The sequence below is a fragment of the Plantibacter auratus genome, from assembly GCF_050587365.1.
GTDB lineage: Bacteria > Actinomycetota > Actinomycetes > Actinomycetales > Microbacteriaceae > Plantibacter > Plantibacter auratus.
The window spans coordinates 230068-245326 of record NZ_JBOBFV010000002.1 but is presented as its reverse complement, the minus strand read 5'-3'; the positions used below and the strand labels follow the sequence as shown (position 1 = coordinate 245326).

Annotated in this window: 15 protein-coding genes; 8 read left to right on the top strand and 7 right to left on the bottom strand. The window is 68.8% G+C overall.

Going from position 1 to position 15259, the window contains the following annotated elements:
• Window positions 1-87 precede the first annotated feature (87 nt).
• Window positions 88-1266, top strand: coding sequence for a glycoside hydrolase family 1 protein (locus ACQ3HE_RS08240; protein ID WP_124768561.1), 1179 nt, complete (start codon window positions 88-90; stop codon window positions 1264-1266).
• Window positions 1267-1556: 290 nt separating this feature from the next.
• Here the strand turns inward: ACQ3HE_RS08240 and ACQ3HE_RS08235 are convergent, their stop codons facing one another.
• Window positions 1557-2318 carry a hypothetical protein gene (locus ACQ3HE_RS08235; RefSeq protein ID WP_430892151.1) on the bottom strand — a complete coding sequence of 254 codons (762 nt, stop codon included), beginning with the start codon at window positions 2316-2318 and terminating at the stop codon, window positions 1557-1559.
• A gap of 53 nt (window positions 2319-2371) precedes the next feature.
• Here ACQ3HE_RS08235 and ACQ3HE_RS08230 point away from each other — a divergent pair, with 53 nt between their 5' ends.
• Entirely contained in the window at window positions 2372-3028 is a 657-nt protein-coding gene (locus ACQ3HE_RS08230) for a MarR family winged helix-turn-helix transcriptional regulator (protein ID WP_430892149.1), read from the top strand.
• Window positions 3029-3279: 251 nt separating this feature from the next.
• Here the strand turns inward: ACQ3HE_RS08230 and ACQ3HE_RS08225 are convergent, their stop codons facing one another.
• Window positions 3280-4050 carry an SDR family NAD(P)-dependent oxidoreductase gene (locus ACQ3HE_RS08225; protein WP_430892147.1) on the bottom strand — a complete coding sequence of 257 codons (771 nt, stop codon included), beginning with the start codon at window positions 4048-4050 and terminating at the stop codon, window positions 3280-3282.
• Window positions 4047-4949 (bottom strand): fumarylacetoacetate hydrolase family protein, encoded by a 903-nt coding sequence (locus ACQ3HE_RS08220; protein WP_430892145.1) that lies wholly within the window; start codon window positions 4947-4949, stop codon window positions 4047-4049. Before ACQ3HE_RS08220 ends, ACQ3HE_RS08225 begins: the two co-directional genes overlap by 4 nt.
• Before the next feature lie 180 nt (window positions 4950-5129).
• On the opposite strand from ACQ3HE_RS08220, the gene ACQ3HE_RS08215 reads away from it, so the two are divergent.
• Genes ACQ3HE_RS08215 through ACQ3HE_RS08200 form a run of 4 tightly spaced genes read left to right on the top strand, consistent with a single transcriptional unit; the run spans window position 5130 to window position 8688 of the window.
• Entirely contained in the window at window positions 5130-6419 is a 1290-nt protein-coding gene (locus ACQ3HE_RS08215; protein ID WP_430892143.1) for an L-fuconate dehydratase, read from the top strand.
• The gene (locus ACQ3HE_RS08210; protein ID WP_430892141.1) at window positions 6412-7365 is read left to right on the top strand and encodes an aldo/keto reductase; all 954 of its coding nucleotides are present in this window, start codon (window positions 6412-6414) and stop codon (window positions 7363-7365) included. The genes ACQ3HE_RS08215 and ACQ3HE_RS08210 overlap by 8 nt, the downstream gene beginning before the upstream one ends.
• Complete coding sequence (locus tag ACQ3HE_RS08205; protein ID WP_430892140.1) at window positions 7365-8228, top strand: amidohydrolase family protein; 864 nt, start codon at window positions 7365-7367, stop codon at window positions 8226-8228. Before ACQ3HE_RS08210 ends, ACQ3HE_RS08205 begins: the two co-directional genes overlap by 1 nt.
• A gap of 43 nt (window positions 8229-8271) precedes the next feature.
• Complete coding sequence (locus tag ACQ3HE_RS08200; RefSeq protein ID WP_085511960.1) at window positions 8272-8688, top strand: RbsD/FucU family protein; 417 nt, start codon at window positions 8272-8274, stop codon at window positions 8686-8688.
• A 22-nt stretch (window positions 8689-8710) separates the two neighbouring features.
• On the opposite strand, the gene ACQ3HE_RS08195 is transcribed toward ACQ3HE_RS08200, so the two are convergent.
• The 4 genes from ACQ3HE_RS08195 to ACQ3HE_RS08180 form a co-directional block, all read right to left on the bottom strand.
• A complete protein-coding gene (locus ACQ3HE_RS08195) occupies window positions 8711-9121 on the bottom strand; it encodes a hypothetical protein (protein WP_430892138.1) in 411 nt (136 codons plus the stop codon).
• A complete protein-coding gene (locus ACQ3HE_RS08190) occupies window positions 9118-10215 on the bottom strand; it encodes a serine hydrolase domain-containing protein (protein WP_430892136.1) in 1098 nt (365 codons plus the stop codon). The genes ACQ3HE_RS08195 and ACQ3HE_RS08190 overlap by 4 nt, the downstream gene beginning before the upstream one ends.
• A gap of 25 nt (window positions 10216-10240) precedes the next feature.
• On the bottom strand, window positions 10241-10822 hold the full coding sequence (locus ACQ3HE_RS08185) for a hypothetical protein (RefSeq protein ID WP_430892134.1): 582 nt from the start codon (window positions 10820-10822) through the stop codon (window positions 10241-10243).
• Between the two features lie 74 nt (window positions 10823-10896).
• The gene (locus tag ACQ3HE_RS08180) at window positions 10897-12363 is read right to left on the bottom strand and encodes an MFS transporter (RefSeq protein ID WP_430892132.1); all 1467 of its coding nucleotides are present in this window, start codon (window positions 12361-12363) and stop codon (window positions 10897-10899) included.
• A 109-nt stretch (window positions 12364-12472) separates the two neighbouring features.
• Between ACQ3HE_RS08180 and lanKC the strand changes: the two genes are divergently transcribed.
• Both lanKC and ACQ3HE_RS08170 read left to right on the top strand, forming a co-directional pair.
• Window positions 12473-15127 carry a class III lanthionine synthetase LanKC gene (lanKC, locus tag ACQ3HE_RS08175; protein ID WP_430892131.1) on the top strand — a complete coding sequence of 885 codons (2655 nt, stop codon included), beginning with the start codon at window positions 12473-12475 and terminating at the stop codon, window positions 15125-15127.
• Entirely contained in the window at window positions 15096-15233 is a 138-nt protein-coding gene (locus ACQ3HE_RS08170; protein ID WP_153303372.1) for a hypothetical protein, read from the top strand. Before lanKC ends, ACQ3HE_RS08170 begins: the two co-directional genes overlap by 32 nt.
• The last annotated feature ends 26 nt before the right edge of the window (window positions 15234-15259 follow it).

The window sequence follows — 15259 nt, the reverse complement described above, 5'->3', positions numbered from 1 at the left end:
CCTGAGCTTGTCGAAGGGCCCGGTCTTCCCCCCGGTCCCTGAGCTTGTCGAAGGGCCACACCTCTACATGAAACAGGAGCAACACCCGTGCTGACCTTCCCCGACGGCTTCCTCTGGGGCGCCGCCACCGCTGCCCACCAGATCGAGGGCAACAACATCAACAGCAACTGGTGGGTGCACGAGCACGAAGCCGGGACGAACATCGTCGAGCCCTCGGGTGACGCGATGGACAGCTACCACCGCTACCGCGAGGACATGCAGCTGCTCGCCGACGCCGGGCTCAACACCTACCGGTTCAGCATCGAGTGGGCCCGGATCGAGCCCGAGCGCGGCATCGTCTCGCGTGCCGAGGTCGACCACTACCGTCGCATGGTCGACACCGCACACGAGCTGGGACTCAACCCGGTCGTCACGCTCATGCACTTCACGGTGCCACGCTGGTTCGAGCGCGACGGGTTCTGGCGGGCGAAGGACGCCGCCGACCTCTTCGCGCGGTACACCGAGCTGACCCTGCCGATCGTCGGCGAGGGCGTCGATCACGTCTGCACCATCAACGAGCCGAACATCGCCGCGATGCTCGCCGGTGGTGAGGACGCGGCGAACCTCGTCGCGTACGGCCTGCCGAACCCGGACCTCTTCGTGGCCGACGCGCTCCTCGAGTCCCACAAGCGTTCGCGCGAGGTGCTCTCGCAGGTGTCCGGCCTGAAGTCAGGCTGGACCATCGCGACGCAGGCGTTCCGGTCGAACGGTGAGCCGGGCTCCGACGAGATGCTGCGCGAGTACGGCTACCCGCGTGACGACTGGTACCTCGAGCAGTCCGCCGGCGACGACTTCCTCGGCGTCCAAGCGTACACGCGCACGTTCATCGGGCCGAAGGGACCCCTGCCCGTCGAGGACGGCGTCGAGACGACGCTCACCGGTTGGGAGTTCTACCCTCCGGCCGCCGCCGAGGGTGTGCGGAGCGCCTGGGAGCTGTCGGGCGGGGTGCCGATCATGATCACCGAGAACGGTATCGCGACCTCAGACGACACCCGTCGGATCGACTACACGGACGGCGCCCTGCGCGAGCTGCACGCCTGCATCCAGGACGGGATCCAGCTCGAGGGGTACCTCCACTGGAGCGCGCTCGACAACTACGAGTGGGCGAGCGGCTTCCGACCGACCTTCGGCCTCATCGCCGTCGATCGCGAGACCTTCGTGCGCACGCCGAAGCCGAGCCTCGCGTGGCTCGGGAACGTCGCGAAGGCGAACGGCCTCACGGAGTAGCTGAAGTGGTGCCGTCCCTAACTCAGGAGTTGTCCGGTGTGTCGGGTTGGTGTGGGTGGCGACACGCGACGGAGTCCTGAGATAGGGGCGCCGGGGTCGCGTGTGGTCCGTTCGTCCCCAACTCAGGAGTTGTCCGGTGTGTGTGGCTTCGCGGGAGGGCGACACGCGACGGAGTCCTGAGAACGGGACGGTGGGTCGAACGGAGAGAGCCCCGGGCAGCGATTGCTGCCCGGGGCTCTGTGCATGGTGTTCGGCTGGGGTCCGCATGGGCGGAAGACGCCGGCGGCCGGTCAGCGCTCGATGCGGGGGCCGCGACCGAAGCGACCACGCGGGCCGTGCTCGTGCGCTGTGTGCTCGTCCCGGCCGAAGGCTCGGGCGATGCTCTCGAGGCTGGCGAGCGTCGTCGCGAGGTCCTCGGGCGAGACGGCGTCGGCGACGGTCTGGCGGACCGCGTCGACCTTGGTGCGGAGCGCGTCGTGCGCCTCGCGACCGGTGTCCGTCAGGGTGATGCCGTCGGCGTCGACGATGACCCAGCCGCGGGCGGCGAAGTCGATGACGATGTCCGCGGTCGAGCGACGAGGGCCGCGGTGGTGGCCGTGGCCAGGGCCGAACGGTGCGCCGCCGGGTCGGTGATCACGACCGAAGCCGCGACCGATCTCGCGGCCGCGCCCGAAGGCCCGATCGTGAGCGGGGTGGCCGTGCTCGTGGCCGCTCGGACGCTCGGCGGATGCGGTGTCCGCGGTCGTCTCGGCGGTGCGCTCCGGGCGACCGAAGCCGCGACCGGGGCCGAACCCGCCGCGGCGGCCGAACCGTTCGGGGCCGCGCGGTCCGTGGCGGTGTGGCGGGAGCGAGGCGTCGAGCTCCTCGACGCTCGACGCGCCGGAGGCGATGAGCTCGTGCGTGCGCCAGCTGCGGCGGCCGAGGCCGTCCTCGGCGAGCACCTCGTGCATCGAGTGCTTGAGCGCGTGATCGACGGCGCGGAGCCAGAAGCCGAGCGGGCGCTCGGCGGACTGGGTGGTGGACTGCTCTGGGGAAGTCGTGGGGGTGTTCATGGGTGGTCTCCTTATTTGCATGCTCTGTTACATGTAAATGTATAATGACATGTATGTCCGACGATCGTCAAGCGCAGCCCAGCGAACCCACAGCAACCGACCCGGTGGAGATGATCGAGCAGGCCCTCGTCCAGATCCGACGGGACCAGTCAGGCCGTCGGTTCGGCGGACGCGGTGGGCGCGGTGGGCCCGCTCATCACCACCACGATGAGCACGGGGGCGGTCATCGGCACGACGCCGACGGCGGCGCTGATGACGAACGTGCGCGCGGGCGCGGTCCGGGCTTCGGACCCGGCTTCGGTGGGCCCTGGGCTCCCGGCGGTGGCGCCCGTCACCCGCGCGAGCAGGCGATCGCACAGGCTGCTCGGTTCCGGATGCTGGACGCGCTCGCCCGTGATGAGGCGGCCGGTGGCATGGGGATCAGTGCGCTCGCGGAGTCGATCGGTGTCGACCAACCCCGCGCGAGCCGGCTCGTGGCCGAAGCGACGAAGCGCGGCGAGGTCGCTCGCGCAGTCGACCCGAACGACGGTCGACGCAGCGTGGTGCAGCTGAGCGCCGCCGGCCGCGCGGTCCTGCAGGAGGCGCACCGGGGTCGACGCGACGCGGTCACGACCGCGCTCTCGGGATTCGCGCCCGCGGAGGCGGCGCAGTTCGCCGCGTACCTCGAGCGCTTCGTCGCCGCGTGGCCGCGCCCCGACACCGACCGGTAGCTCGCCCGCCTGATCCTCGGCCCAGGGTTCGCAATTCAGGAGCGTCCCGGTGAGTCGAGCCGGATCATCCCCTCGGTGGCGGGACGCGCCGGCGTGCGCCTGAGTTCTGCACGATCGGACCCGTCCGGTCCATGCCGTTCGCAATTCACGAGGAGTCAGGCGTGTCGGCCTGGGGATGGCCGTCTCGCGGGAGAACCGCCGGGGCGCTCCTGCGTTGTGAACGGTGAGGCGGCATCGGGACTCGGCCCTCGCTACTCGGGGCGGAGGCGGAGCTCCTGCATCCCGCCGTCGACGGCGATCGAGGTGCCGGTCGTCGAGCCTGATCGCGGGCTCGCCAGGTAGGCGACGGCACCGGCGACCTCGGTCGCGGCGACGAGTCGGCCATGCGGCTGGCGTGCCTCGAGTGCGGCGCGTTCTGCGGCCGGGTCGGCGGCGCTGTCGAGCAGCCGGCCAACCCAGGGGGTGTCGGCCGTGCCCGGGTTGACGCAGTTCACCCGGATGCCCTCGCGCAGGTGGTCGGCGGCCATCGCTCGCGTCAAGGACAGCACGGCTCCCTTCGTCGCCGTGTAGAGCGCGCGCTGGGGGAGTCCCGCCGTCGCGGCGATCGACGCGGTGTTCACGATCGCGGCCGACGGAGACTCGCGCAGGTGTGGGAGGGCCGCGCGCGTCACGCGAGCCATGCCGACCACGTTGATGTCGAAGACGCGGTGCCACTCGTCGTCGTCGTTGGACTCGATGGTGCCCTGCGCGCCGATACCGGCGTTGTTCACGACGATGTCGAGGCGGCCGAACCGTGCGACGACGGCGTCGATCGCCGCGCGGACCGACGCGTCGTCGGCGACGTTCGCCCGCACCGACAGGCGGGTGGCGGAGTCCTCGTCGGGCGACGGGTTCAGGTCGAGGATCGCGACGCTCGCGCCAGCTGCGGCGAGGCGTTCGACGATCGCGGCGCCGATCCCCGAAGCGCCGCCGGTGACGATCGCGACGAGCCCGTCGAACTCGCCGGTGTCTTCGGCGCTCATGCGCGGGCTCCGAGTGCCTCGGCTGGCTTCGCCGCCGGCGCGATTCCGGGGACCGAGTCGACGAACCGCTGTCGCTGGCGACCGAGGCCCTCGATCTCGACCTCGCAGACATCGCCCGGTGCGAGGTAGGGGAAGCGGCCGGAGAGCGCGACGCCCTCGGGTGTGCCGGTCAGGACGAGGTCGCCGGGTTCGAGCTGCAGGTACTGGCTCAGGTGCCAGATGACCGTGGCGACGTCGAAGATGAGGTCCGCCGTGCTCGAGTCCTGACGCGGTTCGCCGTTGACCCAGCTGCGGAGTCGCAGAGCGCCGGCGTCGACCTCGTCCGGCGTCACGAGCCACGGGCCGGTCGGGTTGAAGCCCGGAGCGCACTTGCCCTTGGACCACTGCCCGCCACTCGCCGCCATCTGGAAGTCGCGCTCCGACACGTCGTTCGCGGTGACGAAGCCGGCGATGCGGCCGAGGGCGTCCTCAGGGCTGTCGAGGTAGGAGGTGCGCTCGCCGATGACGACGCCCAGCTCGACCTCCCAATCGGTCTTCGTGCTGCCGCGCGGGATGCGGACGTCGTCGTTCGGGCCGACGACCGTGTTGGGCGTCTTCAAGAACATGATGGGGATCTCGGGAGGGGCGGATCCCGACTCCGCTGCATGCGCCGCGTAGTTCATCCCGATGCAGACGACCGCACTCGGCCGGGCGATCGGAGCGCCGATGCGGAGCTCGTCGGCGCCGTCGAGGGCGGGGAGCGCACCCGACTCGAGGGCGGCGCGAACCTGATCGACGCCGCCGCCGGCGAGGAAGGCTCCGTCGATGTCGGGAGTGATCGATCGGAGGTCGTAGGCGGTGTCTCCCGCGAACACGACGGGGGTCTCCCCGTCCGCGGGGCCGAGTCTGGCGAAGCGCATGCTGGTCCTTCCGGTTCCGCCGGTGCCCGCGTGCGGACCCGACTCCGTAGCCGATAACGTCTGAACTCTACCGCCCGACCCGGCCGTTGCAACAGGTGATTTGGTCCACGCTGAGCGCATTGACAGCCCAGACATCGGATGTCTAAGCTCGGTGGCACCAGCCCGAAGGAGCATGCCGACGTGAGTACCATCATCGGATTCGAGACGCACGACGTCCGGTTCCCGACCTCGACCACCCTCGACGGCTCGGATGCCATGAACCCCGACCCCGACTACTCCGCCGCCTACCTGCGCCTCGTGACGGACGCGGACGACGGCCACGAGGGCCACGGCTTCGTCTTCACGATCGGACGCGGCAACGACGTCGAGGTCGCAGCCATCCACGCCCTCCGGGACCACCTCCTCGGTCGCGAGGTCGAGCCCGTGCTCGACGCCCTCGGGTCCTTCTGGCGCGAACTCGTCTACGACTCCCAGCTCCGGTGGCTCGGCCCCGAGAAGGGCGTCATGCACATGGCGATCGGCGCCGTCGTCAACGCGCTCTGGGACCTCAAGGCCAAACGCGCCGGCCTGCCGCTCTGGCGGCTGCTCGCCATGATGACGCCGGAGGAGCTCGTCGAGCTCGTCGACTTCCGCTACCTGAGCGACGTCCTCACCCCGGACGACGCCCTCGCGATCCTCCGACGCGCCGAACCAGGACGGGAGGCCAGGACCGAGGCCCTGCTCGCCGCCGGGTACCCCGCCTACACGACCACGCCCGGGTGGCTCGGCTACTCCGACGAGAAGCTCGACCGCCTGTGTCGCGAAGCGGTCGCGGACGGATTCGCGCAGGTCAAACTCAAGGTCGGCGGGAATGTGGAGGACGACGTCCGTCGCCTCGCCATCGCCCGGAACGCCGTGGGACCCGACATCCGGATCGCCGTCGACGCCAACCAGCGGTGGGACGTCGCGGAGGCGATCGACTGGATGTCGCGACTCGCCCCCTACGACATCGCCTGGATCGAGGAGCCGACGAGCCCCGACGACATCCTCGGCCACGCGGCGATCGCGCGCGGCGTCGCCCCGATCCCGGTCGCGACCGGCGAGCACATGGCCAACCGCATCATGTTCAAGCAGTTCCTGCAGGCCGACGCCCTCCAGGTGCTCCAGATCGACTCCACTCGGGTCGCCGGCGTGAACGAGAACATCACGATCCTCCTCCTGGCCGCGAAGTTCGGTGTCCCGGTCTGCCCGCACGCCGGTGGCGTCGGGCTGTGCGAAGCGGTGCAGCACCTCTCGATGTTCGACTTCATCGCCGTGTCCGGGAGCGAGGATGGACGCATGATCGAATTCGTCGACCACCTGCACGAGCACTTCGTCGAGCCCGTCGAGATCGTCGCCGGCCGGTACCGCGCGCCGGTCGCCCCCGGCGGCGGTTCGGAGATGCTCGCGACGTCGATCGCCGAGTTCACCTTCCGGGGCGCCGGTGCCTGACCTCCTCGTCCCGCGGCTCGCGTACGGCGCCGCCAACCTCGGCAACCTCTACCGCGAGCTCGGCGATGAGGAGGCCTGGGCGATCCTCGATGCGGCCTGGGAACACGGCGTCCGCTTCTACGACACGGCTCCGCACTACGGCCTCGGTCTCTCCGAGCGTCGGCTCGGCGCCTTCCTGCGGACGAAGCCCCGCGACGAGTACGTCCTGTCCACCAAGGTCGGCCGCCTCCTCGTGCCGAACCCTGAGGGGGAGGGTGCGCTCGACACGGACAACGACTTCGTCGTCCCGGCGACCGTGCGGCGCGAGTGGGACGCGAGTGAGTCGGGCGTGCGGCGCTCGCTCGACGAGTCCCTCGAACGACTCGGACTCGACCACGTCGACGTGCTCTACCTCCACGACCCGGAACGCAACGATCCGGAGTCCGGGATATCCGAGGGGATACCGGCGCTCGCCGCCCTCCGCGACGAAGGAATCGTCGGGGCGGTCGGGATCGGGTCGATGGACGTCGCCGCACTCCTCGCCGCGGTGCGCACGGGCCTGACCGATCTCATCATGATCGCCGGTCGGTACACGCTCGCCGAGCAGCCAGCGGGCGAGGAGGTGCTGCCCGCCTGTCTGGAACACGGCGTCGGCGTGGTCGCCGCCTCGGTGTTCAACTCCGGTCTGCTGGCCCGCGCCGTCCCCGACCGTGACGGACGATACGAGTACGGTGCCGTCCCACCTGAGGTCTTCGACCGCGCCGTCGACATCGCCGAGATCTGCCGTCGGTTCGAGGTCGAACTGCCCGCGGCCGCCCTCCAGTTCCCGCTCCGCCACCCCGCCGTGCGGACGGTCGCTGTCGGCGCCTCGCGGCCGGAGCAGATGATCCAGAACGTGGAGCGCTTCGAGGCGCCGATCCCGGAGACGTTCTGGACGGAGTTGCGCACCAGAGGGCTGCTCGGCTGATGCGGACGATCGACGCGCACCTCCATCTGTGGAATCGCGCCGACGGCTATCACTGGCTCGCTTCGGCCGACGAGGCACTTCGCGAGGATTTCACGCCGGAGCGCGCGGCCGCGGAGCTGCGGGAGGCCGGCGTCGATGCGGCGATCCTCGTCCAGGCCGACGACACGGAGCTCGACACGATGTCCATGCTCAGCGCATCGGACGCTTTCAGCTGGGTGGCCGGCGTCGTCGCCTGGGTGCCGATCGACGATGCGAAGCGGGCCGAGGCACTGCTCGACCGTTGGGGCGCGCATCCACGGTTCCGCGGCGTTCGTCAGCTGCTGCACGACGATCCCCGGGACGGCCTGCTCCTGGCCGCCCCCGCGCGCCGGTTGGCGGCGCTCCTCGCGGACCGTGGGCTTCCGCTCGACGTCCCGAACGCCTTCCCTCGGCTGCTCCGTGACGCCACCGGACTCGCGCGGCTTGAGGAGGGGCTGACGATCGTCGTCGACCACCTCGCGAAGCCGCCGCGCGACGATCAGGCCTTCGCACAGTGGGCGACCGAGCTGGCCGCGGCGGCGGCGTCACCGAACGTGGTCGCGAAGGTGTCCGGCCTCAACCGGGCCGGTCGGCCGTTCGCGGCGGCCGACGTGCGTCGGGCCTGGGACACCGCACTCGCCTGCTTCGGGCCCGAGCGGTTGATGCTCGGCGGCGACTGGCCGATGACCGTCACGAGCGGCGGGTACGGTGTGGTCTGGCACGAGCTGTCCGGTCTCGTCGACGAGTTGTCACCGGCGGAACGCGATGCAGTGCGTGGCGGGACAGCGACGCGCGTCTACCGGCTCGACCCCCGCGGGCCGGTCGGCGTCGACGGACTGACATGATCGGGCAGACGGATGGACACGGAACCATGACGAGGAGGTCACCATGCTGACAGGGATCGACCCGGTGCTGAGCGGCGAACTGCTGCTGCACCTGGACGCGATGGGACATTCGGACGCGGTGGTGATCGCCGACGCGCACTTCCCGGCCGCCCGGCTCGGCGAACGCGTCGTCGTGCTGCCGACGCTGTCGACGCCGGAGGTCCTCCGAGCGGTGCGCACGGTGATCCCGCTCGACGACGAGCCCGTGCTCGACCTCATGACGAGCGCCGACGGCACGGTGCTCGACGTCCAGCGGGAACTCATCGCCGCCGCCGGCACGACCGAGGACGCCGTGCGCTTCGTCGACCGGTTCGCCTACTACGACGAGGCCGCCACAGCGTTCCTCATCATCCGCACGGGCGAGACCAGGAAGTACGGGAACGTCACCCTGCGGAAGGGGCTCGTGCTCCCGGGCGCCTGACCCGACCGTGGGCTGCGGTCGCTCACCAGCAGAGCGCGACGATCGCGGCACCGACGACGGCGTAGATCCCCGACAGGACCTGCCGACCGCGGGTGCGCGGTTCGACGGCTGTCTCGACCGTCGCCCCGTGCTCGTCGACGGTCCGCCTCGGCTTGGGTGCGTGCCAGGGGAGTGTGTTCCAGCGGAGTGCTGCGCCGGCGAGTCCGAAGCCGACGATCGCGACGGCGATGATCCACGCCCAGGACCAGACGCCGACCGGCGCGGCGAGGGCGCGGACGAGGGCGAGGATCACGATGCTGTCGACCGCGTCGACGACCAGTCGGTAGCGCTCGGTCGCCGCCCAGCGTCCCGTACTCCACGCATGCGCGACCTGGAGGGCGAGGAACCAGGCGATGACGAGGGCGACGACGGCGGGTGTGAGGATCTCGATCATCGTGCTGCTCCGATCTGCTCGAGGAGGGCGACACCGGCCGCATCGACCGACTCCTGGGTCGCCGAGACGAGGACCACCGTGGTGCCGGTCGTCGGAACGACGCCGACGAAGGAGGCGAAGCCGCCCGTGGCGCCGTTGTGCCAGACGAGGTCCTCACCGTCGATCGCTTTCCGATCGGTGATCCAGGCCCAGCCGATCTCGCGATCGCCGAACGCCGTCTGAGGGGCGAGCGCCTCGATGCCCGGCGCGCTGCCGTCGGCCAGTCGTTCCGCGAAGCGGGCCAGATCCGCCGTGTCCGAGCGGATGCCACCAGCAGGCCCGATCGCCGTGCCGGTCCATGCTGCGGCGGTCCGTCCGCCGGCGGTCTCACCGAGGAGGTCGCGGTCGCCGAGCTCTGCTGCATCGCTCACGGGGCCGGTCGAGTCGAGCCCCATCGGACCGGTGATCCGCTCCTCGAGGAGATCGGCGTAGCTGGTGCCGGCGGCCGAGCCGAGGGCGGCGCCGAGGAGTTCGAAGCCGAGGTTGGAGTAGGTGCCCTTCGGGGTGTCGAGGGACGCGGACCGCGCCTGTTCGAGCAGCTTCTCGAGGTCCTCTCCGTATGGGTTCGCCGTCGTGAGTGCGAACCACGCTGAGGAGAGGATCGTCGAGAAGTCCATCGGCAGGCGTGGCAGACCGGAGGTGTGGGTGGCGAGCTGCTCGAGGGTGACGTCCGCCGCCGGTGCGTCGTCCAGTTCGAGGAGGTCACCGAGCCTGGTGTCCGGGGTGACCTCGCCGCGCTCGATCGCGTCGGCGAGCAACAGTCCTGTGAAGGCCTTGCTCACCGATCCGATCTCGAACCGGGTGTCCGGCTGGGCGCCGATCGTCGCGGTGCGGGTGCCGTCCGGGGTGACGACGACGGCCAGCACGGCCTTGCGGTCGGGGCCGGCGAGTTCGCGGACGGTCGCCGCGAGTTCCGCGTCGCCGGCGGCCTCCGCGGGAAGGGTCGAGGGCCCTGGCCGGAGGGCGAGTCCGGCCGCGAGGGCGACAGCGGTGCTGATGGCGGCGATGACCCAGACCCGTCTGGGTCGGGACGTGCTGCGTGGTGTGGCGGTCATGCGGGGTCCTTCCTGGGGTCGGTGGTCATTCCATGGCGGCGACGGCGACGAGCAGCGGGACGAGTCGCATGGGTGGGACCGCGACCCGTCCGCGGCCGGCGGGTTGCAGCCAGCCAGCGGCGGTCAGGACGCGGACGTGGTGGTAGACCTGGCCGGTCGTCCCGATGCCGTCGAGTTCGCCGAGGTCCGCGAGTGCGGAGGTGCCGTTGGCGACGGCCAGGAGCAGCTGCAGCCGGACGGGGGAGCCGATGGCCGCGAGCCGCGATGCAGCGGTCGCGAGTGGACCGGAGCCTGCTGATTCCACGGCGTCGGGGTCGTCGCCGAGCGCGAGGAGGTCGTCGGTCGCTCTGGCGTACTGCCACTGCACGGGTCCGCCGCCGGCGACGACCGAGCCGGTGAAGAGAACCGCCCCGTGCTCGAGCTCGGCCGTGCGCTGTTCGAGCCCGCGGAGCGCCCAGAAGGTGTCATCGGAATCGCCTGTCGCGGCTGCGGACGGAGCGTCATCCGGTCGCTCGGTGGTCGTGTCGTCGTCGGCCGGTCGGGCGAACACGGCGGCTTCGAGACGCGCGAGACGTGCCTCGAGATCGCCGGGGTCGATGGTCGTCATGACCCAAGTGTATAAATATCGTAATTACGAAATCAAGCTGACGGGTTGTGTGGTCGGCTCACCGGAGCCGCGCATCAGGCCCGCGAGCTGAGCCGCCCCTGCTTCGCATGCACCGGGATTAGGAGTCCGAGGCCGATGAGCAGCACGAGCACGATCCCGAGGATCCCCCAGAACTGCGCCCCGCCAAGCGTGACGAACAGTGCGAAAGCGGTCGGTGCGAGGAAGGACACGGCGCGGCCGGTCGTGGCGTAGAGGCCGAAGACCTCACCCTCGCGGCCCTCGGGGATGATGCGCGCCAGGAACGAGCGGCTCGCCGACTGTGCGGGGCCGACGAACAGGCACAGCATGAGGCCGAAGATCCAGAAGATCGTCGCGCCGCCCTCGTGGAGGAGGAACACGGCGCTTCCCGCGACGACGAGGCCGATGAGCGACGCGATGATGACGGGTTTCGGCCCCACCTTGTCGTCGAGCAGGCCGATCGTGATCGTCGCGATCCCGGCGACGACGTTGGCGGCGATCGCGAAGATGATCACCTCGCCGGGTGAGAAGCCGAAGGTCCCGGCGGCCAGGACGCCGCCGAAGGTGAAGACACCGGCGAGCCCGTCGCGGAACACGGCGCTCGCGAGCAGGAAGTACAGCGTCTGTCGGCTGTCGCGCCAGAGTTCCGCGATGCTCTTGGCGAGCACCCCGTAGGAGGCGAAGAACCCGACGTGCGGCCGGGCGACGGCCTGGGGTGCGTGGTACTCAGGCACGGCGAGCAGCACGGGTAGGGCGAAGACCCCGAACCACGCCGCGGACACGAGCATCGCGACACGGACGTCCATGCCGTCCTCGCCGGTGACGCCGAAGAGTCCGACCTCGGGGGAGATGAAGCCGAAGTACACGATGAGCAGGAGCACGATGCCGCCGATGTACCCCATGCCCCAGCCGAGGCCGGAGACCTTGCCGATGGAGGTGGGCGTCGACACCTGGGCGAGCATCGCGTTGTAGTTGACCCCGGCGAACTCGAACACGATGTTGCCGACGGCGAGGAGGACGAGGCCCAGCCAGAGGAAGTTCGGATCGGGCGCGACGAAGAAGAGGAGCGCGGTGACCGCGACGACGACGTAGGTGTTGAAGCCGAGCCAGAACTTCCGTCGCCCGGCGGAGTCCGACCGTTGGCCGACGACCGGCGCGAGGATCGCGATCAGCAGTCCGGCGGCCGCGAGCGCCCACCCGAGGGATGCCGACACCGCGGCCTCCTCGCCGAAGGAGTCGCTCGTCAGATAGACGGTGAACACGAAGGTGGTGACGACGGCGTTGAACGACGCCGAGCCCCAGTCCCACAGGCTCCACGCGAAGATGCGACCCTTCCGGCCCGCCTGCGCCTTCACTGCGGCGACCTGCGAGGTGTCGAGGTCGACGGTGGCCGCTGCGGCGTCGGGGGTGACGAGCGGTGGTGGCGGGAAGTTGCGGGGCCGGGATCCGAGACGCGGGGCTTCGTCGCCGTGCCCGCCTGTCCGGCCGGTGTCGTCGGTGCCACCTGGGGGAGTCGTGCTCATGCACTGAGGCTAGTGCCGCGTGGTGAACGCGCGGTAGCGCGGAGAGAGGCCCTTGCGGTCGACCATCTTAAACTCTACATTTGAAATATCAAACAAGGGAGGGCGCTTCGTGGACCAGCGGTATTTCCAGTTCAGTCATCCGGAGCTGCCCTTCTACTCGTCTGCGAAGGCGCAGCAGCGCGGCGACGGGTTCCAGCCACAAGGTATCCCCAACGACTGGCGGCGCTTCCGGCAAAACGGCTGGGAGATGTGCGCTCCACCAGACGTGGACCTACCCGTTCAGGGTTGGAAGATTCACGTCTCCGCAACTCCTGACACGGCCGCTGAGACGCTGCAGGCCACAGTTGACGTATGTGTAGCGATGAGCGCGTCGTTCAAGTTCGTTCCGACCCGCGACGGTCTCGTGGCACGAAACTCGAAGAGCGCCGACAGGGCTGCGAGCGGAAAGTTCGTGACTGTCTATCCGTGCGATGCTCATCAACTGGATCGCCTGATTGACACCCTCTCCGCATGTCTCAGTGGTCGGCCAGGACCATTCATCCTGAGCGATGTGAGAGTCGGTGACGGTCCGCTGTATCTCCGCTACGGCGGATTCATGCCCCTGATGGTCCCAGATGCAACCGATGAGCCCGTGCTTTCTCTCGTCGGCGATGGGTTCCGACTGATCGCCGACCTTCGCGTGCCGTACTTCGACATGCCTGCCGAGGTTCAAATGACGGACAAAGTACGACACGCCATCAAGATCTTCCGTGAGGTGCCTGCCGAGCAGTCACCTCTCGATGACTATGATTTGCTCACCCCGCTGAAGTTCTCGAACAGCGGAGGAGTCTACGAGGCATCGTCAGGTGGAGGGGCCGTCCGCTCGATCGTGAAAGAAGCAAGGCCTCTTGCTGGCCTAGACGCGCGCGGACGCGATGCAGTCGAACGGCTCAATGTCGAGGGTGAAACGCTGTCGCACGTGGCACATCTTGAGATTGCTCCGCGGCCCATCCGGATGTTCACCGCTTGGGAACACCGCTTTCTCGAGATGGAGCACGTCCCCGGGGAGCCGCTGAATGCATGGGGGGCGAAAAACTATCCATTCAGTCGGGAACGCCTGGCCAGTGATGAGCAGTCCCGCTTCGTCGATTGTGTGGATCGCATCATGAGTTCGATCGAACGGTGCGTTGCGATGCTTCATCAGCAGGGAGCGGTTGCTGGTGATCTGCACCCCGGCAACGTCCTTGCGCTTGCCGACCTGTCGGTTCGCCTCATCGACCTCGAGGACGGACGGCAACCGAATAGTCGAACGCGGTCGAGCTTCAACGCGCTGGGTTACGCTCCGCCGGACGGGTACACCGCTGCAGAAGCTGACTGGTTCGCAGTGTCACGTATCGCCGCGTCCCTCTTCCAGGTCAACAGGTCGATCGAGATACTCGCCCCAGGTCACTGGTACAGGACTATAGACATGGTCTCGGCGACGTTTGGCTCGAGGGCAGCGGAAATCATCCGTCGCGCTTGTGTCAAACTGCCGCGTGAATTGACGACTCAGGTCGAACTGACACCGGCCGAGTCGCCATCCGTGTGGGACGTTGAACGGCTGGGAGACCCAGTGACGCGTGATCGACTTGCTCAGGGTATTCTGGCGTCCCTCCGTGCAACGTCCGGCGCACTCTTTCCTGGCGATGTGGCCCAAGCCGACCCGTTCGGAACGGTGAACGTTGCGAACGGGGCTGCCGGAGTGTTGCTCTCCCTGGCGCGCGCGGATGTCGACATCACGTCAGACCTCACTGAATGGCTCGTCGCCGCGGCCGATACCTCACCTCCCGATACGAAACCCGGTTTGTTCAACGGCCTTGCGGGCGTCGCTGCAGCACTCAGCGAACTTGGTGCACACGATGCGGCGAAGCGCCATATCGATCGCTCATTGCAGGCGCGAGGCAGGACGCGTAGCCTCAACCTGTTCGGCGGACTCGCAGGGATCGGCCTGTCAGCCGTCGGCGCAGCGCTCGAGTATGAAGACTCGGAGTACTTCGAGATTGCGCTGGAGTGCGCCGCCCGCATTTCGGCACAGCTGTTCTCCGACGGTGAATCCAGCGCATCTGAGGCACTCGACCGTCGGGCAGGGCTGTTGTTCGGATGGTCGGGTATCTCCTTGTTCTTGTCCACGCTCGCGCGACACCACGATGACTTCGGCGCAATGCGACTCGCTATCCGAGCAGTCGAGCGCGACCTTTCTCGGACGCGTTCTTACGCTGATGACCTCGTGGGAATTGAGGACACGGAGAACGGGAGAACACTTCCGTATCTTGCCCGAGGCAGCGCGGGGGTTCTTGTGGCAATCGCGCAATTGCAGGACCGGGTCGACCTCGGTGACGACGTCTCGCTTGTGACAGCGGGACTGCGACGCGCCTGCGCGAGCCACACGTACGCGTTCTCTGGTCTCTTCAACGGCCGTGCGGGGATACTCGCAGCGCTCGCGGCTGATCGCGCTCCGATCGCTACTGACGGCGCTGAATTCCAACGAAGCGCTCTCGCTCACGACGCCTTGTGTTGGAGACGATCGGTGCAGTTTCCCGGAGAGAACTACCTCCGATTGTCCAGCGACTTGGCGACTGGAAGTGCAGGTATCCTCGCCGCGCTCACAGCACAACGTCAAAGAGACCTGTCCTGGCTGCCGCTGATGCAGCAGCCCGGGCTGTTCGAGCGAGCGCAGGGTTCGCTCGGTCTTGATCGGAGAGGAGGTGATGAACATGAACAAGGTTCTCGACCTTCAGCGCCGTGATGCGCATCGCGGCATCGGAACGCTAGGTAGCAACTGGAGCTGGTGGGCCTGCGGCGAAAACCAGCCGGAGAGTTCGGCCAGCCTGTTCGCGTGCGCGGGCGGCTGATGAGGGGGGCTGCTGCGCACACGAGG

Coding starts and splice junctions, on each gene's coding strand:
- ACQ3HE_RS08205 (WP_430892140.1), top strand. CDS start 7,365: ATGCGGACGATCGACGCGCACCTCCATCTGTGGAATCGCGCCGACGGC.
- ACQ3HE_RS08195 (WP_430892138.1), bottom strand. CDS start 9,121: ATGATCGAGATCCTCACACCCGCCGTCGTCGCCCTCGTCATCGCCTGG.
- ACQ3HE_RS08225 (WP_430892147.1), bottom strand. CDS start 4,050: ATGAGCGCCGAAGACACCGGCGAGTTCGACGGGCTCGTCGCGATCGTC.
- ACQ3HE_RS08220 (WP_430892145.1), bottom strand. CDS start 4,949: ATGCGCTTCGCCAGACTCGGCCCCGCGGACGGGGAGACCCCCGTCGTG.
- ACQ3HE_RS08185 (WP_430892134.1), bottom strand. CDS start 10,822: ATGACGACCATCGACCCCGGCGATCTCGAGGCACGTCTCGCGCGTCTC.
- ACQ3HE_RS08180 (WP_430892132.1), bottom strand. CDS start 12,363: ATGAGCACGACTCCCCCAGGTGGCACCGACGACACCGGCCGGACAGGC.
- ACQ3HE_RS08235 (WP_430892151.1), bottom strand. CDS start 2,318: ATGAACACCCCCACGACTTCCCCAGAGCAGTCCACCACCCAGTCCGCC.
- ACQ3HE_RS08230 (WP_430892149.1), top strand. CDS start 2,372: ATGTCCGACGATCGTCAAGCGCAGCCCAGCGAACCCACAGCAACCGAC.
- ACQ3HE_RS08170 (WP_153303372.1), top strand. CDS start 15,096: ATGAACAAGGTTCTCGACCTTCAGCGCCGTGATGCGCATCGCGGCATC.
- ACQ3HE_RS08190 (WP_430892136.1), bottom strand. CDS start 10,215: ATGACCGCCACACCACGCAGCACGTCCCGACCCAGACGGGTCTGGGTC.
- ACQ3HE_RS08200 (WP_085511960.1), top strand. CDS start 8,272: ATGCTGACAGGGATCGACCCGGTGCTGAGCGGCGAACTGCTGCTGCAC.